This window comes from Paraburkholderia sp. Ac-20342 (assembly GCF_017104985.1).
Classification (GTDB): Bacteria; Pseudomonadota; Gammaproteobacteria; order Burkholderiales; family Burkholderiaceae; genus Paraburkholderia.
This window is the reverse complement of the sequence record NZ_JAAGPQ010000012.1, coordinates 55,812-77,240: the sequence shown is the minus strand read 5'-3', so window position 1 is coordinate 77,240 and position 21,429 is coordinate 55,812. Positions and strand designations below refer to the sequence as shown.

Below are 21,429 nucleotides of genomic sequence, written 5' to 3'. Positions count from 1 at the left end.
GCGGAGCGTCCGCATGGTGCATGCATACACGTCCGCACATCAGCGCGATATAACGCCACCGCAACGCCATCGCGCGAAGACCAGATTCACCCCTGCCTGGTCACCCGGCCAAACAGCAGCAGCGAGATACCGCCTAGCACGACAAACGCGCCCAACGTCGCGAAGCCGGGAATATACGAACCCGTCGACTGATACAGCATGCCCACCACGAAGCCGGCCATGGTGCCGCCACCGCCGGCGCCGATACCGTTGATGATGCCCGCGGCCGGACCCACGGCGTCCGGGTGCACGGTGCTTTGCACGATCGACCAGATGTTCGGCGAGAACGCGCTCGCATAAAACCCCAGCGAAAGCGTAATCAGGATCATCTTGGCCATCGCGCCGCCCACGAACGGGAGAGTCACGACGAGCAGGCCAGGAATGAGCAACCCGAGTCCGGCGATCAGGGTGCGCCGCTTCGTCCTGTCGCTCAGGCGTGAAAGCGGAATCGCCAGCACGACGGCGAACAGATAAGGGATGGAACTCGCGAATGCCTGTTCGAAGCCGGTAAAGCCGAGCGTCTTGACCGCGAGCGGAATCCACAGCGTGATGCCCCAGAACAGCGCCCCTTGCGTCAGGTAGCTGAACAACAGAAGCAGGAACGCGGGGCCGCCCAGCGAGGCGAGCGTCAACCGCTCTTTCTTCCCGGTCGAAACCGCGGGTTCGGGGAACGGCGCGGCGTCCTTGCGCGGCAAACGCCACAGATACAACGGCACGATAATCAGGAGTCCAAGCAGACCCGTGATATGAAACAGCGCGCGCCAGCCCAGCAGATCGTAGAACGGCGTCAGGATCATGAAGCCAAGACCGAGCGCCAGAAACTGACCGTAATACTGGATCAGGCTATTGGCGGTCGTCCGCTGCTCCGGGCTAAACCACGCTTTGGCGAAGCGCGATTGCTGCGGCCAGTAAATGCCTTCGGTCACGCCCAGCACGACGCGGCAAACGAGCAGCGTGGCGATCGAGCCCGTCGTGCCTACGACGAGCGTCGCAACCGACCAGATCGCCACGCAGGCGATCATGATCCACTTCGGATCGCGCCGGCGCGTCAACAGGCCGCCGAGAATGTTCGCAATCGTATAGCCGATCAGAAAGGCCGTCAGCGCCCAACTGGATACCTTCGCGAACTGCGGGCCATCGAAACCGAGATCCCGCGCCACGCCCGGCAGGCCGACCGACAGATTCGAGCGGTCGAGGTAAGCGACGAACAACCCGATCATCAAGGTGCCGCCAATCGACCACCACGGTGCCGGCACCGCCGCGCTCCCGCCTGACGGCTCCAGTCGCTGTGTTTGCATGCTGCTTCTCCTTCCCTTGTTGTAGCGCCTGATGCGCCGGTGCGCGTTGCCCGACCGCAGGCGCGAGCGGTCGCCAGGTCATCGGAATGCCTGGGAAATGGCGGATTGGAAATGAATCAGCGAACCCGAAATGCTTCGAGCGCGTCGCGGTCGATCTCGATGCCAAGGCCCGGACCGTCCGGAATAGCCATGCCGCCGCCCGAGTGCACGAGCGGCGTCTTGAGAATCGCCTGGCGGATCGGATGCTCGGTCTGGTCCAGTTCGAGAATCGGCTCGACCGGCTGCAGCGAGGTCGGCGTATGCGTCGGCAGCGTCGCCATCAGTTGCAGCGAGGCGGCGATGCCGATGCCCGTACCCCAGACGTGCGGGTTGTAGCGAATGCCGAAGGTTGCCGCCATGTCGGCGATCTTCTTGCATTCGCTGATACCGCCCGCGGCACACGTGTCCGGCTGCACGATATCGAGCGCGTGCGAGGCGAACACGTCGCGAAAACCGAGGCGGGTGAATTCGCACTCGCCGCCGGCAATCGGAATCGGCAGCGCGCGCTTCACCTCGCGATAGGCGTCGAGGTCTTCCGGGGGCACCGGTTCCTCGAACCAGCCGATATCCAGATGTTCGAGCTTGCGGCCCAACTGGATCGCCGCGACCGCGTCGTACGCATGATTCGCGTCGATCATCAGGCCGACTTCCGGCCCGATGGCCTCGCGCACGGCGTGCGCGGCGAGGACGTCGTCACGGATACCGAAGCCGACCTTCAGCTTGACGGCATGAAATCCCTCGCGGACATAGCCGGCCGCCTCTTCGGCGAGATACTCCAGCGGGTTGCCGCCTTCGCGCCGATACAGCCCCGTGGCATACGCCCGCACCGAATTGCGCAACGGGCCGCCGAGCAAGTCGTAGACCGGCACGCCGAAGTGCTTCCCCTTGATGTCCCACAGCGCAATGTCGATGCCGCTGAGCGCTTCGACCACGAGCCCCTTCTGGCCGTGATCGCGCAAATCGGCGTAAATCTGCTGCCACAACCGGTCCGTGTGCAGCGGATTCTGGTTCAGCAGCCAGCGCGACATGGCCTGCACGACGGCCGACGTCATGCGTGCCGGTCCATAACATTCCCCCCAGCCGGTCAGCCCGGTATCCGTTTCGATTTCGACCAGCATCGCGGTGCGGCCGGCGTACCAGGCGCGCGAATAAGCGAACGGCTGGGATAATGATGCTTCGAGAACATGGGTGCGAACGGCGCTGATTTTCATCTGGGCTCCTTGGCGAATTGATTGACTGGCATCGCCTCGGTACGGCAAGCCTAGATCGATGTATTAAATATTATTATATAATTCACTCACCTTTTAAGCGGGAAAACCCCAGGCCATGATGTTGAAAGGTCCCTTGCCCAAAACGCGCACCGAACAGGTAGTGGATGCGCTTGGGCGCGAAATCGTCTCCGGGAAGCTGGAGCCTGACAGTCCGCTGCCGGCAGAAGAGAACCTGCTGGCGCAGTACGGCGTGAGCCGGACGGTGCTGCGCGAAGCGCTGCAGGTTCTGGCCGCCAAAGGGCTGATCGAGTCGCGCCAGAAACGCGGCACGCTGGTGACAGCACCGCCGAACTGGCATCAGCTCGACCCGGCCGTGCTCGGCTGGCACAGCCAGCTCAGCGCAAACGCACCAGTGCTGGTGGATCTGATCGAAATGCGCCGGCTCGTCGAGCCGTCCGCGGCGGCCCTGGCGGCGACCCGCTCCGGACCGGAAGACAAGACGCGGCTCGCGTCGGCGTATGAAGCGATGGCCACGGGCGCGCACACCGACGACACCGAAGGCTTCATCAAAGCCGATCTGGAGTTCCACACGGCCATCCTGCTCGCCGCGCACAACCGCTTCCTGTTGCCGCTGGCCCATGCGATCCGCGCGACGATGCTGGCATCGCTGCATCTGACCAATTCGCGCGCGGAAGAAAACCACGCGATCTCATTGCCGCTTCACAAGGCGATTCTCGACGCCATTCTCGCGGGTGACGGGCCCGGCGCGCACCGCGCAATGCTCGAACATCTCGACGACACGGAAATGCGCAGGCTGCGCTCCGCGCAGCAGCAAACGGACGACGAGTAACGCCGCTGCGCCCACTGCCCGCTGCTCGAGGCGCGATGCGGCCGTGATGGTCTGATCGGCTTGCCCCTGCCGTTGTGCGAATCGCTGACGCAAATGCCGATACGCCTCACAATGCGGGGCACGCATTGGAAATGCCGCCGTATTGACGCGCACGCATCTTCCCGTTATCTCCCTCACCCTGGAGCGGTCCTATGCAAACAGCAGTCGGATTCATTGGTCTCGGCGTCATGGGCACGCCGATGGCGCTCAACCTCGTGCGGGCCGGCACGCCGCTCGTCGCCTGGAGCCGCTCCCAGGGACACTACGGCACGTTGCGCGACGCCGGTGCGCAAGTCGTCAAGGAAGCCGGCGAGGTCTTCGCGCAGTGCCGGACCGTGATCCTCATGCTCGCCAACGATCCCGCGATCGATGCCGTTCTTGGCCGCGGCACGCCGGCATTCGGCGCGCGCGTCGGCGGCCATACGATCGTCAACATGGGGACCACGTCGGCCGGATATTCCCAGGCGCTGGCGGCCGAGATCGAGGCGGCGGGCGGCCGTTACGTCGAGGCGCCCGTTTCGGGCTCGCGCAAGCCCGCCGAAGCGGGCCAGCTCGTCGTCATGCTCGCAGGCGCCGCCGCCGATGTCGAAGCAGTGCGTGCGCTCGTCAAGCCGCTGTGTCGCGACAGCTTCGTGTGCGGTGCGGTGCCGTCGGCCCTGACGATGAAACTCGCCGTCAATCTGTTTCTCATCACCATGGTCACGGGTTTGACCGAGGCCACACACTTCGCCGAGCGCCACGGCATCGATCTCGCGCAGTTCGCCAATGTGCTCAATGCCGGACCGATGGCCAGCGACGTATCGCGCGTGAAGCTGGACAAGCTGGCCACGCAGAACTTTTCGGTGCAGGCCGCCATCACTGACGTGCTGAAGAACAGTCGCCTCGTGGCCGAGGCCGCGAGAGACGCGAGTATTGCGTCGCCGCTGCTCGACCTCTGCCACGCGCTTTATGGCGAAACCGAAGCACTCGGCCACGGGCAACAGGACATGATCGCGGTCATCCGCGCGATCGAGCAGCGTACCGACCGCGGCACGCCGGCAAACCAGCCGTCCGGGCCGCAAAGCTGAGCACCGCGCGCGCCATCCGATAACGCGATGCATACGGCACCGGCGGCACTTACAGCCCCCGGAGCCTGACCCGGCATCGCGCAAGACCAAGCGGCCAGCCTTGCGGTTGCCGCCCGTGCTTGCCGGTCTCAGCCTCTCCCCGCGCGCGTTATCACCAGCCTTGCGCGCGCAGCCTCTCGAGAGAAGCGCGCAGGTCCTCGATCGGGCGCGCGCTGATAATCTCCAGCACCACGTCCCCCGCGAATTGCATATCCGCGAGTTGCCGGCGTATCGCCTCGAAGTCGATGTCGCCCGAACCGATCGGCGCATGCTGCCATTTGCCCTTGCCCGCATCCGAAAGATGCACGACCGCGACGCGCGGCGAGAGCAACGCGAGTCCGTCCACGGGGTCTTCTCCTATCGCGGCCGCGTTGGCGACGTCATAGAGCACGTCCACATTGCCGAAGTCGTGTCGGTCGAGAAACTGCGCAAGCGCCGCAGCCGTATCCAGCAGGCAGCCGGGAATGTTCTCGATCAGGATGCGCATGCCGAGCTCGCCCGCGCGATGCGCAAGCCGTTCGAGCGCTTGCGAGTACACCTGAAGAAGACGCTCGTCGGGCGGCGGCAGAAGCATATGCTTGCGGCCCGAGTTGATCGTGAGCCACTTCGCGTTCACCGCATGCGCCAGCGACATCGCCTGTTCGTAGGTCGCCATCGCGAACTCCACGGCAGCGGGCGTCGAGCTTGCGATATTGATGTCGCTGCTCGGCAGATCGACGGCGATCACGCGTGCGCCGCACGCATCGAGCGCACGCTGCAGCGGCGGCAACGCGGCCTGCCAGGTCCACGGGTCCAGATGCGGGGCCATCGCCATCAACTGGAAATCGCGAAAGCCAAGCTCAGAAAACGCAGCAATGGCGCCTGCCGCATCATGCGTCCATACAGTGCCGAAGGTATGCGCGCCCAATAACTTCATGTGATGTTCTCCCGGATAAGCTGGATCGTCAGGCGACGAGCGCCACGCGATAATGTTCGACTGTCCGACGCAGACCCTCGCGAACCGGCGTCAGAGGCAGCGCGCCGAGCACGTCCTCGCCGGTCGCGCCAATCGCCGTCGACAGACTGGGCATCGGCGGACCTTCCGCGCGAATGTCCGCCGCGGGATCGATGCGACGCAATTCGTCGATCACGTCGCTCATGTCGGTGCTATGCCCCGGCTGATTAACCACGTGAGCGCCATCGAAGCTGCGCAGTAGCGCACGCTCGTAGGCCGCCGCGACATCGCCGACGAACACGAGGCCCGAGCGTCCCGTATAGGGAATGACATACGGTTCGCCCCGCGCCACCGCGCGGCAGGCGAGCGTCGGGCCCGCCGTGAGTCCCGTCTCGCGACCGGGGCCGTAAATGACGAACGGGCGAAAGCCGATGCTCGCGATGCCGTGGTCGAGCCAATATGCGCGCGCCGATCCCTCGTTCGCGAGTTTGAACGCGCCATAGTGCGTGGTCGGAAAAGGCACCTCGGGATCATCGGGTCCGTAGACGCCGCCGCTGCTCGAATAGAGTACCTTGCGAATACCGGCCTGCCTCGCGGCCTCGAATACATTCAGCGTGCCGATGACGTTGACCACCGCGCCCAGCAGCGGATCGCTCTTGCAGGCGGGCGTCAGCAGTCCCGCCAGATGGATGACGTGATCGCAATCGCGCATCGCGGCGCGCACGTCTTCCGCGCGACGCACGTCGCCCACGCGCCAGTCGAGCGTTGCCGCCGACGCCCCGAGCACGGCGGTCGCGATGCTTCGATCGTCACGCCATTCCATCAGGCGCACGTCGATGCCGCGCGCGATGAGCGCGCGCACGATCCACGCCCCGAGGAAGCCGCCGCCGCCCGTAATCAGTACCTTCATGGAGTCGCTCCTTCGCTGTCCTTCTCTATTCCTTCGCTATCGTTCTGGAAACGCTCACGCGCGTCCGGTAGGGTCGCCCGCGCGCACCTTGTCGGAAACGGCATGCGCCACCGTCCCGCTACCGTGCTCCTGCTCGACGATGTAGCGGCGCAGCGTGAACGGCAATGCGCCCATCAGCACCGTCGTGCAGCCGAGAACAAACAGCGCGGTGCCGAAGCTGCCCGTGCTCTGCTTGAGCCAGCCGACCAGTACCGGGCCCACGTAACCCGTCAGATTGCCGAGCGAATTGACGAAGGCGAAACCGACCGCCACCGCATTGGTTCCCGCCAGCACGAGGCCGGTCATGGTCCAGAACGCGGGCTGCGTCGCGTTGACGCCGATGACGGCGAGCGTCAGCGCCGCGATGTTGAGCACCGGCTGATTCAGCGTGTATCCCGCGATAAAGAGACCCGCGGCCGCGACCCATCCGGCGATCGCGTAATGCCAGACGCGCTCGCGCTTGAAGTCGGAATGCAGTCCCCAGAACACGACTGCGATGCCGGCGAAGCCATAAGGAATCGATGCGACAAGGCCGGTCTGGAAGGTGGACAACCCGAAGCTCTTCACGAGTTGCGGCAGCCAGAAGTTCACGCCATTCGTGGCGAGGCCGTTCAATGCGAGCATCAGCACGACGCACAGCACCTTCGGATTCGAAATCGCCGCGAGCCAGCCGCCCTTGGCGTGCACCTTGGCGAGCGCACGCTCGCCGTCCAGCACCTCGATGAGCCAGGCGCGTTGATCGTTGCGCAGCCAACGCGCCTTGAGCGGGTTGTCCGCGAGATAGCGCATCGTCGCGATACCGAGAATCACGGCCGGCAATCCTTCGAGGACGAAAAGCCAGCGCCAGCCCGGCAAGCCGTGAGCGCCATCGAGAAGCGTCATGAGGCCGGTCGAAAGCGGTGCGCCGACGAAGCTCGCCACCGGAATGGCGAACATCAGAAAGCCGACCACGCGCGCGCGGTAGCGCATCGGAAACCAGTAGGTGAAGTACAGCATGAGCCCCGGATAGAAGCCCGCCTCGCCGAGCCCGAGAAGAAAGCGCAATACGTAGAAGGACGTGGCGCTATTCACGAAGGCCATCGCCACCGAAATCAGGCCCCAGCTGATCATGATGCGCGCCAGCCAGCGACGCGCGCCGAAGCGCTCCAGCATCATGTTGCTCGGTATCTCCGCGAGGAAATAACCGATGAAGAAAAGCCCCGCTCCCGTGCCGTACGCGACGTCGGAGAGTCCGAGATCGGTCTTCATGGTGATGGCGGCGAAGCTGACGTTCACCCGATCCAGGAACGCCACGAAAAACAGCAGTCCGACAAAGGGCGATATCTTGCGGATCACAACAGACATCGTTTCCCGCTGCAACGGGGAATCGTCGGTAGTGCGAAAACTTGCAGGGGTTGCTTTAGACATGGGTCTCCTCCTTTTTTCCGCTTGAAATCCTGAGCACCAGCTGCGCTCAGAAAAGCGTGTGCATGCGAAGTTCAGCGAGCGTGCGACAGCAATTGCGAAAGCCGGTAATCGGCCGCTTCGATATCGAGTAGTCCTTCCGTGCGCAACGCAGCGAGCACGCGTTCGCGCGCCGCCCCGAGTTCGTCGAGACCGAGACCCTCCACGATGACGACCGCATCGAATACGTCTTCCCGATTGGGGCCTTTCAGCTCGGTCTCTTTCGTGCGCACGCTCGTCACGTCGGCGACGTTCGAGCCGAGACGCACGCTAATCACACCGTCGATGGCCGCGATGTCGTACAGCGCGCCGGCGCAAACGCGCATGACGTCGTCACGGCGGCTTGCGTCGAGCGTCAGGCGATAGGTCGAGCACGCGCCGCCCACCCCATCGCCCATGCCCGCGGTCACCACGCAGGCGCCGCGAATGAAATTGCGGAAGACGGGATGCATGCGCTTCGACCATTCGGTCGGATCGTTCAGGCGCGCGAGATAGCCCGGCGAGCGGAAGGTTTCGATATGCGCGCCGTCGTACAGCGTGAAGCAGCCATGCTTCGGCAGCGACCAGTTGACGTAGCGGCGCGCGGCAAGAAAGCCCGGAATGCCGATGCGCTCCGGCATATGCTCGCGCGTATGCCAGCGCTCGAACGCCTGCGTCTCGCCTGTTTCGATGTCGTGCCAGATGGCAAGGAATGCGTGGCCCGCGGCCATGACGTGTCTCCTGTGTTGCCGGCCACGCACGATGCGCGCCGGATCGTATGGCGACACATTACTATGAACTTGATCGGTTATTATTTATCGATCTGATATCACATAAATAACCTGAAGATGAATAATGAACTTTATCTTCGCGATCTGCGCGTGCTTTGCGCGGTCGCCCGGCGTGGGAGCTTCATTGCGGCGGCGACCGAACTCGGCACCTCGCCGCCCTACGTCAGCAAGCGCATCGCCGCACTGGAAGCCATGTGGGGCGTACAGCTCTTTCATCGCACGACGCGGCGCGTCGCCGTGACGGAAGACGGCGATATCGCCTACAGCCGCGCGCGTCGCATTCTCGAGGAAGTGGTCGAGATGAACGACCTGCTCGCCGGCGGCGAGCGCGAACCGCGCGGCACCTTGCGGATCAGCACCAGCCTCCGGCTCGGACGGCTGCATGTCACGCCGATTCTCTCGATGCTGCGCGAGCGCCATACCGGACTCGAAATCTGGCTCGAACTCGTCGATCGGCGCGTGGACCTCGTCGGAGAGAACTTCGACCTCGACATCCGCGTGGGGGAAGTCCAGGAAGCGGCCGTCATTCCGCACAAGGTGTCCGAGAGTACGCGCGTACTGTGTGCCTCGCCGAGCTATGTCGAGAAGCACGGAGCGCCCAAATCGCTGCCCGACCTGGTCCAGCACGACTGCCTGGCATTTCGCGATCGTCAGCAGGCATTCGGCGTGTGGCAACTGAACGGGCCGAACGGCGCGGAGTTCGTGAAGGTGACGGGGCCGATGGCGTCGAACCAGAGCGACATCGTGCGCGAATGGGCGCACGACGGACACGGCATCATCATGGCATCCGAGTGGGATGTCGCCGAGAGCATCGAGTCGGGCGCGCTCGTGCGCATCCTTCCCGATTACTCGCGCCCGGCCGACGTATGGGCCGTGTCGACCGCACGTTCTTCGGCTTCGGCAAAGGTGCGCGTGGCGATCGAGTTTCTGCGCCAGCAACTGGCTGCCGGCCCGTTTGCGCTGCGAAGGCTATAGGCTTGATGGCGAGTGTGCCGATCGATATCGTCCCGGCGGCGGGTTGCGCTGCCTCCACGTTCATCCCAGCCGTCGCGCCTGCCTTGCTGCTCCGCCTGCGTCGCTGGTGGTGCGAAGTCTCCGGCTATTGGATGATTGGAATGACGTAACGCTCCGGCGTCAGTCTTCGCCCCGATTTTGAGCGAGGCGATGATGACAAAGGAGTTGAGAGAGCAAGATCGATGTCGAAGAAGACAGCACTGTCGGCAATGGTAGCTTGACGTGTAGCACCAGTCGGCCCATTGTCTGGCAGGGTAATGTCTTCGCTTTAAACGCAAGCCCGAAGCAGAGACTATGCTGCGGGCGATGCGCCGCTGTTTCGGCGCATCGCCAAGGTTCATTCCGCACGCCGACGCTTAGTCATACTCCTTCCTGGCTACTGTCGCCAAAAGCAAAACCGGGTGTTACAAAAAACCGGCATCTTGCAGATTGCTTATGGCCGTTTCATCCACCCGTCGGCGTTGCACCTGAGCCTGTTGCCCGAGAGCCTGCATTTCGCTCAGATGTCTGCCGGCACCATCGACAAGGTTCTCAAGGCTTCCGGCATAAGGCGAAAGCTGGTTAAACGCTTCCGTGAGAAGCCGCGCGCTTTTTCCATCATTAGCTTCGTGCGCTCGGCCAATGTTGAATTGCATGACGTGAAGCGGAGATCGGCCTTTCGAATTCAGGGCCCGCAGCGCGTCGCCTAGCAGGGGCTTCCGGTCTGGGTTTGTGAGTCCCCAATCCCGCAGGATCCGGATCGTGTCCGTAGTTGGGTTCTTTGCAAGAAAGTGGAAAGCATTGTTCTTATGTTCGGAGGACTGGGCGGTCGGATCGGCTCCATTCGCGAGCGCTTGCCGAAGTTTAGCGCCATCCCCGCGGGCGATTTCATCGCGTGCCGCCGCATTCAACTTTTCCGGAGGAGTGTGGCCAACCCGCGTCATCGCTCGCCCCATTCTGGATACGCGCGACTCCCGGGATGGACCCGTTATCTGACCGTCGCCGGAGGCCCGCGATGGCCGTTGCTCATCGTACCCCAACGTATTCAGGCCTTCGATGAGCGTCGACGTCACTGAAACAGAGTCAACGGAGTGTCTCCGGTTCGAGGTAGATGCCGCAAACCCTGGCGGCAACGGTGGAACAGGTGGTACTTCCCCTCCTGGTTGACGATTAGATCTCAATAGTCCGCTTCCCATGCGGCGAAGACTCTGCAGTCTCCCTATGATGACCCCTTGGCTCTCCTGGCGCCTGATTGTAGGAGCTTGACCTTGATTCCGAGTCTCGTGTGTTTGCTCAGTATTCGCGGCTATGCCGCCTGGACTATGGCTGGATGACCCCGCTTTATTAATTGAACTCATGTATTTCACCTTTGAGAAGAGACGGTGGAAATCTTTGACATAAACGTCATCGAAATTAATGTGTGGCCGTTTGTCAGCGACAATTGAATCGCGAAGTCAACGCGTGCGATACGAAGAAAACCCTGCGCAACGCCTCGATGATCATGAAGGGCCGCGATTTCGAGAAAACATACAAACACTATCTTCTTTGCAGGGTCAAGAAAAAAAGAGTAGCGAAATTTGTGTGCGAAACGCGAATATCCACGGAGATAGATGACGCGTTCAGTGAGGCTCGTAATCACAGAAAAACATCAAAGTGCCTTGCAACCGCAAATCAAGCTTCAGTGGGCAAGCGGCACCACCTGCGCATCCCGTCGCTCCGCCGGTGACCATCGTCGAGATCGATGAAGAGACGCTCGCGATCGGCCTCGACATCTACATGCCCGAGTCCGATCAGACCTCACCGGACAAAGTGGCCGACAATCTGTCGGCGCCCGACGCGACTCTCGCCACCGCGTTGCGCGCCCTGCCCAGCCACGACACGATTCTCGCGGCTTCTCTGCGCGCGGCGCCGACCCAATATTTTGCGGCCTGCCTACGGTCGAAACCATCGAGAAATAGCGCAACACTTCCCCTGCGCGAACGAAGCCGAGCGGGATGACCGGCATCGAGGGCGTGACGGTCGAACCGCGATGCACCTTCCAGTCACATGGCACGCCGAAACATGGCATCTCCTTGACGGTGCGCACCACCGGATTGATCGTGCGATAGCCGACGTGTAGAGGCCGCTTCCGCACGCGCCAATTACATGCGACGTAATCGCGGCATGCCATGCAGCAGGTAAGCGGCAACGCGTCCTGCCCACAAACCGTGGTCCCGGCACACAGGCCCTCGCCACCACGCGGCCCACGCGCTAGGGTTTTCCCTCCTTCAACATCCGCGAAAGCGACCTACTATCAATGACTTAAAACTAACTAATTCATCAATTAGTGACGTGAGCCTACCCCAACCTATCCGCTCCCGCATGGGTCGCCGTCCTCATCCGCAGGACTTCGACGCGCGCGAACATCTGCTCGATGTCGCAGTCAGGCTGTTTGCCGAGCGCGGCATCGCCAACACGACGGTGGCGCAAATCGCGGCGGCGAGCGGCGTGACGTCCGCGATGGTGCATTACTGGTTCCAGACGCGCGAAAAGCTGCTCGACGCACTGTTCGAGGAAAAGCTCGTCGCCGCCTTCGCGGCGATCTGGGAACCGGTCGACCCCGAGCACGACGATCCGCTTGCGCTGACGCAAGGCATCGTCAAGCGCATGTTCGACGTCACCGAAAAAATGCCGTGGTTGCCCTCGCTATGGCTGCGCGAAATCGTCAATGAAGGCGGGTTGCTGCGCGAGCGCGCGTTTGTCCACATCCCCTTGCAGAAGCTCGCGGGGTTTGGTCAGAACATCGCACGCGGCTGCGCGTCGGGCCAGTTGAACGCGCAACTCGAACCGTCGCTGCTGTTCAATTCCGTGCTTGCCCTTGTGATGCTGCCGCAGGCAACCGCGAAGATCTGGCAGCGCCTGAACCCGAGCACCTCGTTCGATCGCGCAACGCTCGAACGCCATGTCGTCGCGCTGCTCACGTGCGGGATGAACGCAACCCCAACGCCCGCATCGACGCCCACGGCGCCCCACGCGAAAAGGAAGCCGTCATGACTCCGTCCGCGCTCAAAGCGTCGCTTGCCGTCGTGCTGACACTCTGCATCGCGTGTGCAGGCTGTTCGCGGCAACCGGCGAACACCTGGCAAGGTTATGTCGAGGGCGAGTACCTCTATCTTGCATCGTCGCAGGCGGGACAGTTGACCCAGCTCGCGGTTTCGCGCGGACAGACCGTCACGGAGAACACGCCGCTCTTCGCGCTCGAAGCACAAAACGAAACCGAGGCCGTTGCACAGGCCAACGAACAATTGCGCGCGGCACGCGCCCAGCTTGCCGATCTTGGAACCGGCAAGCGCCCGTCCGAAGTCGACGTGACGCGCGCCCAACTCGTGCAGGCCGAGGCGGACGCCGCGCGCGCCGCGACCCAGTACCATCGCGACGAACAGCAATTACGCGCGGGCGGCATCGCGCAAAGCCAGCTCGACGACTCGCGCGCGAACGCGCTGTCGAGCGCCGCGCACGTACGCGAGTTGCAAAGCCAGCTCGCCGTCGCGCGTCTGCCGGGACGGATCGAACAGATTCGCGCGCAGCAGGCGCAAGTCGACGCGGCCCAGGCCCAACTCGGCCAGGCCCAATGGAAGCTCGATCAGAAAAGCATCCACGCGCCGCACGGCGGCCTCGTCTTCGACACGATGTATCGCAGCGGCGAGTGGGTGCCGGCTGGCAGTCCCGTGGTGCGCATGCTGCCGCCGGAAAACGTCAAGGTGCGCTTTTTCGTGCCCGAGGCTGTAGTCGGTTCCCTCGCGCCGGGCCGCCGCGTATCGATCCATTGCAACGGCTGCGCGGCCGATATACCGGCCACGCTCAGCTTCATTTCGGACCAGGCGGAATACACGCCGCCCGTGATCTACAGCAACGAAAGCCGCTCGAAGCTCGTGTTCATGGTCGAAGCCCAACCCCAGACCGCCGATGCGCCGAAACTGCGGCCCGGCCAACCCGTCACGGTGACGCTGCAATGAACGCAACCGCCGGCAACACGGCCGACCCCGCCTATGCCATCGACGTGCACAGGCTGAACAAGCATTTCGGCGCGAAGCACGTCGTCAACGATGTCTCGCTGCGCGTGCAGCGCGGCGAGATTTTCGGCTTTCTCGGTCCGAACGGCAGCGGCAAAACCACCTGCATCCGCATGATGTGCGGCCTGCTCACGCCCGACTCCGGCAGCGGCACCTGTCTCGGCTACGACATCGTGCGCGAGAGCGCGCAGATCAAGCGGCGCGCCGGCTATATGACGCAGCGCTTCTCCTACTGGGACGATCTGACGATCCGCGAAAATCTCGACTTCGTCGCGCGTATGTACGAGATGAAGAACCGCCGCGACGCAGTGGATCGCGCGCTCGAACAGCTCGGCCTCGCGAGCCGCGCCAAACAGTTGGCCGGTGCGCTGTCGGGCGGCTGGAAGCAGCGCCTCGCGCTGGCCGCGTGCATGCTGCACGAGCCGGAACTGCTGCTGCTCGACGAGCCGACCGCGGGCGTCGACCCGAGCGCGCGCCGCGACTTCTGGGAAGAATTGCATCGCCTGGCCGCAAGCGGCATCTCGGTGCTCGTCAGCACGCACTATATGGACGAAGCGGAGCGCTGCCATAAGCTCGCCTACATCGCATACGGCAAGCTGCTCGCGCGAGGCACGTCGCAAGAGGTCATCGATTCGCAGGGGCTCGCGACATGGGCCGTGTACGGCCAGAATCTCGTCGAACTCGGCGAACAACTGCGCCGCTCGCCCGGCGTCGAACAGACGGTCGCGTTCGGTTCGTCGCTGCACGTGAGCGGCCCAGATACGCCCGAGCTGCATGCGACGCTCGAACAGTTGGCCCGCTCGAATACGACGCTGCGAATCGAAAGACAGCCAACGGGCCTGGAAGACGTCTTCATCTTCATGATGAACCGCTCGACCGACAACTACGCAACGCCTTCTACGGGTCAAGCATCGTGAACGCCGCCCGCCGCTTTCCACGCTTTTCTCTGACACGCTGGTGGAGCATCGTGCGCAAGGAGTTTCTGCAACTGAAGCGCGACCGCATCACGTTTGCGATGATCATCGGCCTGCCGATCATGCAGATGACGTTGTTCGGCTTCGCGATCAACACCGACCCGAAGCATCTGCCCACCGCCGTGATCGCCGCCGATCACAGCGAGTTCACACGCAGCTTCGTCATGGCGATGCGCAACTCCGACTACTTCGACATCGTCTCGACGCTGCCCGATGAAGAGTCTGGCCGCCGCGCGCTCGCGCAAGGCAAGGTGCTGTTCGTGCTGAACATCCCCGTCGGCTTCACGCGCGATCTCGCCAAGGGTGCGCATCCCTCGCTGCTCGTCGAGGCCGACGCGACGGACCCGACGGCAGTCGGCACCGCGCTCGGTGCGCTGCCGTCGATTGCGCAATCCGTGTTGCAGAAGGACCTCACGGGTCCGTTGTCGGCGCTCGCGGTCGGCCCCGCCGCATTCGACGTGCAGTTGCACCGGCTCTACAACCCCGAAAGCGTCACGCAATACAACGTCGTGCCCGGCCTGATGGGTGTGATCCTGACAATGACGATGGTCATGATGACGGGCCTCGCGATCACGCGCGAACGCGAGCGCGGTACGATGGAAAATCTGCTCGCCACGCCGGTGCTGCCGCTCGAAGTGATGACGGGCAAGATCGTACCTTACGTGGCGATCGGGCTGATCCAAGTGAGCATCATTCTCGCGGCGGCGCGCTTCGTATTCGGCGTGCCGTTCGAGGGCAGTCTGATCGCGCTGTATCTGTCGGCACTGCTGTTCGTCGCGGCCAATCTGACGATCGGCATTACGCTGTCGTCGCTCGCGCAAAACCAGTTGCAGGCCATGCAACTGACGATGTTCTATTTCCTGCCCAACATCCTGCTGTCGGGTTTCATGTTCCCGTTCGCGGGCATGCCGAAGTGGGCGCAAATCATCGGCAACCTGCTGCCGCTCACCTACTTCAACCGGCTCGTGCGCGGCATTCTGCTTAAGGGCGTCGGCTGGGCCGACATGTGGCCGCACGTATGGCCGCTGCTGATCTTTCTGTGCGTCGTGATGGGTATTGCCGTGAAGTTCTACCGGCGTACGCTCGATTGAGGATGGCCCGCCATGTGTTCCGCTTCCGCCGCCACTGCTCTCATCGCTTCTGCCGCTACCGCCTTTCGTGCTGTGATTGTTAAGGTCGCGGCTTGCCGTTTCGACGCACGCCGGCTTGCCGTGTTCGCCGCGAGCGCGGCATTGTGCGCGTGTACGGTTGGCCCGGATTTTCATCACCCCGACGTCACCGCCGTATCGAGCTATACCGCCGCACCGCTTGCGGCAAGCACGGTTGCATCCGACGGCCCCGGCGGCGGCGCGCAGCACTTCGTGCCGGCCGATCTGCCCGGCGACGGCTGGTGGCGCGCCTTCGGTTCGCCGACACTCGACGCCCTCGTGCAGCAGGCGCTCGACGACAGCCCCACACTCGCGCAAGCCCGCGCGAAACTCGACGAAGCGCAGCAGGACTATCGCGCGCAGGCAGGCGGCACGCTGTGGCCGCAAGTCGATGCGAACCTGTCGGCCACGCGCGAGAAAATCGATCCTGAGGCACTCGGCTTCGGCGCACTGACGCAGGGCCGGTCGTTTGCGCCGTTCACGCTGTACAGCGCGCAGGTTACGGTGTCGTACACGCTCGATCTGTTCGGCGCGAATCGACGCGCGCTCGAAGCCGTGGCCGCGCAGGTCGACTATCAGCAATACGAACTCGAGGCCGCGCGTTTGACGGTCGCGGGCAATGTCGTGACGGCGGCGATCCGGCGCGCGTCGCTCGCACGGCAGATTGCGCTCACCGAAGCGCTGCTCGCGGTACAAATGCAGCAACTCGATATCGCCGAGCGCCGCTATCACGCGGGCGGCATCTCCGAGGTCGATCTGCTGAGCCAGCGCACGCTCGTGCAGCAGACCCGTGCGACGTTGCCGCCCTTGCGCACGCAACTCGCGCAGACCGACCATCAACTCGCGATCTATCTGGGACGCGCACCAGCGGAACTGGCAGCCACGCACGACCTCGCCGCGCTCGATCTCGATACGCTCGTGCTGCCCACCGATCTGCCGCTAACGTTGCCTTCGACGCTCGCGCAGCAGCGGCCCGATATCCGTGCGTCCGAGGCACTGCTGCATCAGGCCAGCGCGAACGTCGGTGTCGCGACCGCCAATATGTATCCACGCATCACGTTATCGGGCAGCGCGGCGACGGAACGTGTGAGCGTGTCCGATCTGCTGACGGGCTTCAACGTGTGGAATTTCGGCGCGGGTCTCACGCAGCCGCTTTTTCATAGCGGCGAATTGCTGGCGCGCAAGCGTTCCTCGGAAGCGGCCTTGCAAGCGGCGCTTGCCGTGTACAGGCAAACCGTCCTGCAAGGACTGCAGCAGGTTGCCGATGCGCTGCGCGCGCTCGATCAGGACGCGCTCGCATTGCAGGCGCTCGACGATGCGCATCGCAGCGCGCAACGCAGCGCGGGCATCGCCGGCGAACGCTATGCGGCGGGTGGCATCAGTCAATTGACGCTGCTCGATACGCAGCGGCAGGAATTGCAGACCGGACTCGATCGCACGAAAATCGCCGCGCAGCGTTATGCCGATACTGCGGCGCTGTATCAGGCGCTCGGGGCTCGGCCTTAGTGCGTCAGGCATGTTGAAGCGCTGGCACGGCGTGGACAGGTATAAGTCAAGGCAGGATGGCGCGCAGCCGATCACGCCAGTTGGGCGGGATGTCGATTGTCCCCGTTCCCGCCAGTGACGCACGATTCGGCGCGATATAAGCCACTTTGTGAAATCACGCTGTTACATTCGGATGCTGTTGTACCTGCGTGCGCGTCGACAATGTATTGGACGATATTGAACCCGACGATTACCACGACGACAGCGACACCGATGCGACGCACTCGCGAAAGTATCCTCATTTCGGCACCCCGAACTTGATCGGATTGATTTTCACAACCCGGTAATCGGAGAATAGAACCCTATCGCCGCCCGCGTTGCGTGCGTCCTGCCAACGCCGGAAATCGCTATTGTGGACGGGCCATTGCGATCCCCCTTCGCGGGGGTCTTCACATACGCGATGTCTCTAGGTTGTTCCCGCCATTCCCCATCGCTCGGCGTATAGACGGATAATTTTTGTGCGCTCATGCAGTTTCAGAAAGGGTCTATGGAATGGCCCTTTTAGCACGACCGCCGTACAGTACATCTCAAAATTGCCGTGCTAATGCCGGTTCTTCCGCGTGTCTTATCCCTCGATGAACTGCCCGCGGCAACCATAACTCACCCCACGACCCCACCGACAAACGTCCGAAAACGATTTCGATTATAATCCGATCATCTTGAACGTCAGATCACGGATTCGGTAAGGCAGCCATGACACAGCGCATCAACATCGTCGGACTGGCCCAGCAACTGGGGCTGTCGGTGTCCACGGTCTCCAAGGCTCTCAACGACCGCCCGGACGTGAGCGACGCAACCAAACGCCGGGTGCGGGCCACGGCGCAAGACCTCGGATTTCTCCCCGACCCGAGCGGAAGGCGGCTACGCACCAAGACGTCCGAAACCATCGGCTTTATCCTGTCGCCTCAGCAAAGCGGCCTCGCGCATCCGCTCTTTCTCGATCTGCTGACGGGCATCGATCAGGGCCTGGAGAATTCGCCGTTCCAGCTCGTCATCGTCACCGGGCGGACCGTGGAGACGGAGATTGACAGCTTCCGCCGTCTTGTCGAAAAGCATCGCGTCGATGCGGTGATGTTCGGTCGGACACGGCGCACCGATCCCCGCATACGCTACCTCGAGGAACAGAAAGTGCCGTTCGTGACGCTGGGCAGAAGCGAGACAGGCGCGCCCTTTCCCTATGTCGACATCGACAGGACCGTGGCCGGCAGGAACGGCACCGCACGCTTTATCGGCCTCGGCCATCGACGCATCGGGCTATTGAATACGCCAGGCTATCTGATGATGAGCCACCATCTGCGGCAAGGCTACCGGGCCGCGCTAAGCGCCGCGGGGCTGCCCTACGAAGCCGGCCTGGTGATCGAAGCCGACTTCGGCGAGAGCGGCGGCCTGAACGGAGCGCGGCAGCTTCTCGCCATGAAGCATCCGCCGACGGCGATCATGTGCGGCCACGATCTGATCGCGGCCGGCGCCATGCAGGCGATTGCCGAAGTCGGCAAACGTGCGGGCACCGACGTCGCGGTGATCGGCTGCGACAACCATCCGCTCGGCCCCTATCTGAATCCGCCTCTGACGACGTTTTCCGCTCCCGCTCTCGACGCGGGACGCAGGATGGTCGAACTGCTCCTCGCGCACATGGCGGGACGTCCGGCCGAAGACCTGCAGGAGGTCTGGTCGCCCGAGATGATACTGCGGTCCTCTCACGGCGGGCAGCAGGAACCGGTTCGAAAAGCGGCCGCCAGAACCTGAACTCATCGTAGCGCCCTTGATATGGGTCATCTCGGCCGTATTTTGACGAAATCGTTTTCGATCATTTGGCCTATAAGGAGGAAATCGTGAAAGACCAGCAAGGTGGCTGCCTGTGTGGAGCCGTACGCTACGCGCTCAAAGGCCAGCCGCAAACAACCGTGATATGCCATTGCACGCACTGCCAGAAGCAGAGCGGCAGTGCGTTTTCGGTCAACCTGCTGATGCAGGAGAGCGACTTCGAACTGCACGGCGAGACTCGCTTCTTCGTCGATCGCGGCGATAGCGGCTTGTCGCTCCACCGTCATTTCTGCCCGACGTGCGGTTCTCCGATCATGACGAAAGCGGAGAACCTGCCCGGCATCGCCATCGTAAAAGCCGGCACGCTCGAACATATGGAAACGGCTCGGCCACAGGTCGAGATTTATACCGACCATGCGGCGCCTTGGTTCACGCCGCTCACGGGTGCGGCCCGCTTCGAGCAGAGCCCACCTGCCCAGTAACAAGGACTCCGGAAAAGGAAAGGAATCGAAATCATGAGCTTTCAGACAATCAACCCGACAACCGGCGAAGCCGGTCCGGAATTTCCGTTTCTCTCGAACGAGGAAGTCTTCGCGGCGCTGGCAACGGCGAACGCGTGCTTCCATGACGACTGGCGCAAGCGGCCAGTCGCCGAGCGGGCACGGATCGTGGGCCGCGCCGCCCGGATCCTGCGTGAAAAGCGCGACGAATATCAGCGCTATCTGACGCTCGAAATGGGCAAGGTGACGCGCTTCGGCTATATGGAAGTCGATCTCGCCGCCGATATCCTCGACTATTACGCCAGGAACGGCGAACGCTTCCTCGCCACGCGGACTTTGCCCGACGCGCCTGGCGCCATGGTGGTGTCCGAGCCGATCGGCGTCATCCTCGCGATCGAACCGTGGAACTTCCCCTTCTATCAGTTGGCCCGCGTGGCGGGGCCGCAACTCGTCGCAGGAAACGTGGTGCTAATGAAGCATGCACCGAACGTGCCGCAGTGCGCGCTTGCGTTTGCGCGGCTGTTCGAGGAAGCCGGCGCTCCGCTCGGCGCATACACCAACCTCTTCTGCAGCGTCGAGCAGATAGCGGACCTCATCGACGACTTCCGTGTGCGCGGCGTGGCGCTCACCGGTAGCGAGCGCGCCGGCATGTCGGTCGGTGAACGCGCCGGGCGCAACGTCAAGAAGACGATCCTCGAACTGGGCAGCAGCGACCCCGCTCTGATCCTGCCGGGCGCGCCGCTCGAACACGCGATCGAGCAGGTCGTGATGGGCCGCACCTTCAATTCAGGCCAGGGTTGCGTGAACATCAAGCGCGTCATCGTGGTCGGCAAGGAGCGCGGCGAACAGATGCTGACCGCCTTGAAAGAACGATTCTCCGCGATCAGGGTAGGCGATCCGACCGACGCGGCAACCGATATCGGCCCGCTCGTCAGCGAACGCGCACTGGCAACGCTGTTGCAGCAGATCGCCGATGCGAAGGCAGCGGGCGCGGAAGTCGTGTTCGGCGGCAAGCGCGTCGAGCGGCCCGGCTTTTTCCTGGAGCCGACGATCATGACGAACATCTCGCCCGAGAATCCGCTGTTCGACCAGGAAGCATTTGGTCCGGTCCTGTCCTTCTATGTCGTCGATAGCGAGGAAGAGGCCATCAAGCTCGCCAACGCCACGCGATTTGGTCTGAGCGGCTATGTTTTCGACGCCGACACCGCGCATGCTCAAAAGGTCGCGGCACAGCTCGATTCCGGCATGGTGTACATCAACACCTGCTTCATGGATGCACCGGAAACGCCCTTTGGCGGCACCAAGAATTCCGGCTTTGGGCGCGAGCTTTCGGAACTTGGTATCGGCGAATTTCTCAATCACAAGCTGATCAAGGTCACGGAGATCGCCTGAGCGCGGTACCTGTGGCGATCGCCCTGTGCGCGCCCGCTGGCGGCCAAAGCTGTTCCGGCGGGCGCACAATTTCAAAGCATGAAGCGCTTGCGCAATGCAGGCGCTTCGATCATGTTCTCGCCCGAGCATGCCGGTTCAGGCGTGCAGACTATCGGCCTGAAGAGCTGCGCGACGATGACGGACTCCCTTCGACAGCGCGACGTGTCTTCCTTACGGGCGATTGCGCCTGGCTTGCGGCCCACTGCAGTCGGGAGATGGCGCGGCGGATGGCCTCGTCGAAACTTGGTTCGCTTGCGAGGTGGCGGTGATCGATCGATACGAGCCATCCTTGCGGCGAGTTACACCAGCGAATACGCCGTTCCTCGTACAGTTGTGAAAATGTT

General features: G+C 63.0%; 18 protein-coding genes and 2 pseudogenes. 12 read left to right on the top strand and 8 right to left on the bottom strand.

Going from position 1 to position 21,429, the window contains the following annotated elements:
* Nucleotides 1-86 precede the first annotated feature (86 nt).
* Together G3N58_RS07130 and G3N58_RS07125 are read right to left on the bottom strand one after the other, a co-directional pair.
* On the bottom strand, nucleotides 87-1,337 hold the full coding sequence (locus tag G3N58_RS07130; RefSeq protein ID WP_167048568.1) for an MFS transporter: 1,251 nt from the start codon (nucleotides 1,335-1,337) through the stop codon (nucleotides 87-89).
* 116 nt (nucleotides 1,338-1,453) lie between these two features.
* On the bottom strand, nucleotides 1,454-2,587 hold the full coding sequence (locus G3N58_RS07125) for a mandelate racemase/muconate lactonizing enzyme family protein (protein WP_167048566.1): 1,134 nt from the start codon (nucleotides 2,585-2,587) through the stop codon (nucleotides 1,454-1,456).
* A gap of 115 nt (nucleotides 2,588-2,702) precedes the next feature.
* Here G3N58_RS07125 and G3N58_RS07120 point away from each other — a divergent pair, with 115 nt between their 5' ends.
* Nucleotides 2,703-3,437, top strand: a complete 735-nt coding sequence (locus G3N58_RS07120; RefSeq protein ID WP_167048564.1) for a FadR/GntR family transcriptional regulator — start codon at nucleotides 2,703-2,705, stop codon at nucleotides 3,435-3,437.
* 191 nt (nucleotides 3,438-3,628) lie between these two features.
* Nucleotides 3,629-4,543 carry an NAD(P)-dependent oxidoreductase gene (locus tag G3N58_RS07115; protein ID WP_167283394.1) on the top strand — a complete coding sequence of 305 codons (915 nt, stop codon included), beginning with the start codon at nucleotides 3,629-3,631 and terminating at the stop codon, nucleotides 4,541-4,543.
* Nucleotides 4,544-4,694: 151 nt separating this feature from the next.
* Here G3N58_RS07115 and G3N58_RS07110 read toward each other — a convergent pair whose 3' ends face one another.
* The 4 genes from G3N58_RS07110 to G3N58_RS07095 form a co-directional block, all read right to left on the bottom strand.
* Nucleotides 4,695-5,498 carry a sugar phosphate isomerase/epimerase family protein gene (locus G3N58_RS07110; protein WP_167048560.1) on the bottom strand — a complete coding sequence of 268 codons (804 nt, stop codon included), beginning with the start codon at nucleotides 5,496-5,498 and terminating at the stop codon, nucleotides 4,695-4,697.
* Between the two features lie 28 nt (nucleotides 5,499-5,526).
* Complete coding sequence (locus G3N58_RS07105) at nucleotides 5,527-6,426, bottom strand: NAD(P)-dependent oxidoreductase (protein ID WP_167048558.1); 900 nt, start codon at nucleotides 6,424-6,426, stop codon at nucleotides 5,527-5,529.
* Nucleotides 6,427-6,480: 54 nt separating this feature from the next.
* A complete protein-coding gene (locus G3N58_RS07100) occupies nucleotides 6,481-7,872 on the bottom strand; it encodes an MFS transporter (RefSeq protein ID WP_167048556.1) in 1,392 nt (463 codons plus the stop codon).
* Nucleotides 7,873-7,943: 71 nt separating this feature from the next.
* Nucleotides 7,944-8,618: a hypothetical protein gene (locus G3N58_RS07095; protein WP_167048554.1), complete on the bottom strand. Its 675-nt coding sequence runs from the start codon at nucleotides 8,616-8,618 to the stop codon at nucleotides 7,944-7,946.
* A gap of 117 nt (nucleotides 8,619-8,735) precedes the next feature.
* Here G3N58_RS07095 and G3N58_RS07090 point away from each other — a divergent pair, with 117 nt between their 5' ends.
* Together G3N58_RS07090 and G3N58_RS07085 are read left to right on the top strand one after the other, a co-directional pair.
* Nucleotides 8,736-9,653: a LysR family transcriptional regulator gene (locus G3N58_RS07090; RefSeq protein ID WP_167048552.1), complete on the top strand. Its 918-nt coding sequence runs from the start codon at nucleotides 8,736-8,738 to the stop codon at nucleotides 9,651-9,653.
* A 440-nt stretch (nucleotides 9,654-10,093) separates the two neighbouring features.
* Entirely contained in the window at nucleotides 10,094-10,381 is a 288-nt protein-coding gene (locus G3N58_RS07085; protein WP_205998839.1) for a hypothetical protein, read from the top strand.
* Nucleotides 10,382-11,586: 1,205 nt separating this feature from the next.
* Here G3N58_RS07085 and G3N58_RS34060 read toward each other — a convergent pair.
* A pseudogene (locus G3N58_RS34060) lies at nucleotides 11,587-11,724 on the bottom strand (transcriptional regulator); the annotation flags it as partial.
* 308 nt (nucleotides 11,725-12,032) lie between these two features.
* On the opposite strand from G3N58_RS34060, the gene G3N58_RS07075 reads away from it, so the two are divergent.
* Genes G3N58_RS07075 through G3N58_RS07055 form a run of 5 tightly spaced genes read left to right on the top strand, consistent with a single transcriptional unit; the run spans nucleotide 12,033 to nucleotide 17,351 of the window.
* Nucleotides 12,033-12,704, top strand: coding sequence for a TetR/AcrR family transcriptional regulator (locus G3N58_RS07075; RefSeq protein WP_167048548.1), 672 nt, complete (start codon nucleotides 12,033-12,035; stop codon nucleotides 12,702-12,704).
* Nucleotides 12,701-13,666, top strand: a complete 966-nt coding sequence (locus tag G3N58_RS07070; protein WP_167048546.1) for an HlyD family efflux transporter periplasmic adaptor subunit — start codon at nucleotides 12,701-12,703, stop codon at nucleotides 13,664-13,666. The genes G3N58_RS07075 and G3N58_RS07070 overlap by 4 nt, the downstream gene beginning before the upstream one ends.
* Entirely contained in the window at nucleotides 13,663-14,640 is a 978-nt protein-coding gene (locus G3N58_RS07065) for an ABC transporter ATP-binding protein (protein WP_205998838.1), read from the top strand. The genes G3N58_RS07070 and G3N58_RS07065 overlap by 4 nt, the downstream gene beginning before the upstream one ends.
* Nucleotides 14,637-15,788, top strand: a complete 1,152-nt coding sequence (locus G3N58_RS07060; RefSeq protein WP_167048542.1) for an ABC transporter permease — start codon at nucleotides 14,637-14,639, stop codon at nucleotides 15,786-15,788. Before G3N58_RS07065 ends, G3N58_RS07060 begins: the two co-directional genes overlap by 4 nt.
* A gap of 12 nt (nucleotides 15,789-15,800) precedes the next feature.
* A complete protein-coding gene (locus G3N58_RS07055) occupies nucleotides 15,801-17,351 on the top strand; it encodes an efflux transporter outer membrane subunit (protein ID WP_240159269.1) in 1,551 nt (516 codons plus the stop codon).
* A 277-nt stretch (nucleotides 17,352-17,628) separates the two neighbouring features.
* On the opposite strand, the pseudogene G3N58_RS34055 reads toward G3N58_RS07055, so the two are convergent.
* A pseudogene (locus G3N58_RS34055) lies at nucleotides 17,629-17,766 on the bottom strand (DUF6402 family protein); the annotation flags it as partial.
* A gap of 317 nt (nucleotides 17,767-18,083) precedes the next feature.
* Here G3N58_RS34055 and G3N58_RS07050 point away from each other — a divergent pair.
* The 3 genes from G3N58_RS07050 (at nucleotide 18,084) to G3N58_RS07040 (ending at nucleotide 21,046) form a co-directional block, all read left to right on the top strand.
* Complete coding sequence (locus G3N58_RS07050) at nucleotides 18,084-19,136, top strand: LacI family DNA-binding transcriptional regulator (RefSeq protein ID WP_205193278.1); 1,053 nt, start codon at nucleotides 18,084-18,086, stop codon at nucleotides 19,134-19,136.
* A gap of 86 nt (nucleotides 19,137-19,222) precedes the next feature.
* Complete coding sequence (locus tag G3N58_RS07045; RefSeq protein WP_167048538.1) at nucleotides 19,223-19,636, top strand: GFA family protein; 414 nt, start codon at nucleotides 19,223-19,225, stop codon at nucleotides 19,634-19,636.
* Nucleotides 19,637-19,669: 33 nt separating this feature from the next.
* Nucleotides 19,670-21,046: an aldehyde dehydrogenase family protein gene (locus tag G3N58_RS07040; RefSeq protein WP_167283392.1), complete on the top strand. Its 1,377-nt coding sequence runs from the start codon at nucleotides 19,670-19,672 to the stop codon at nucleotides 21,044-21,046.
* The last annotated feature ends 383 nt before the right edge of the window (nucleotides 21,047-21,429 follow it).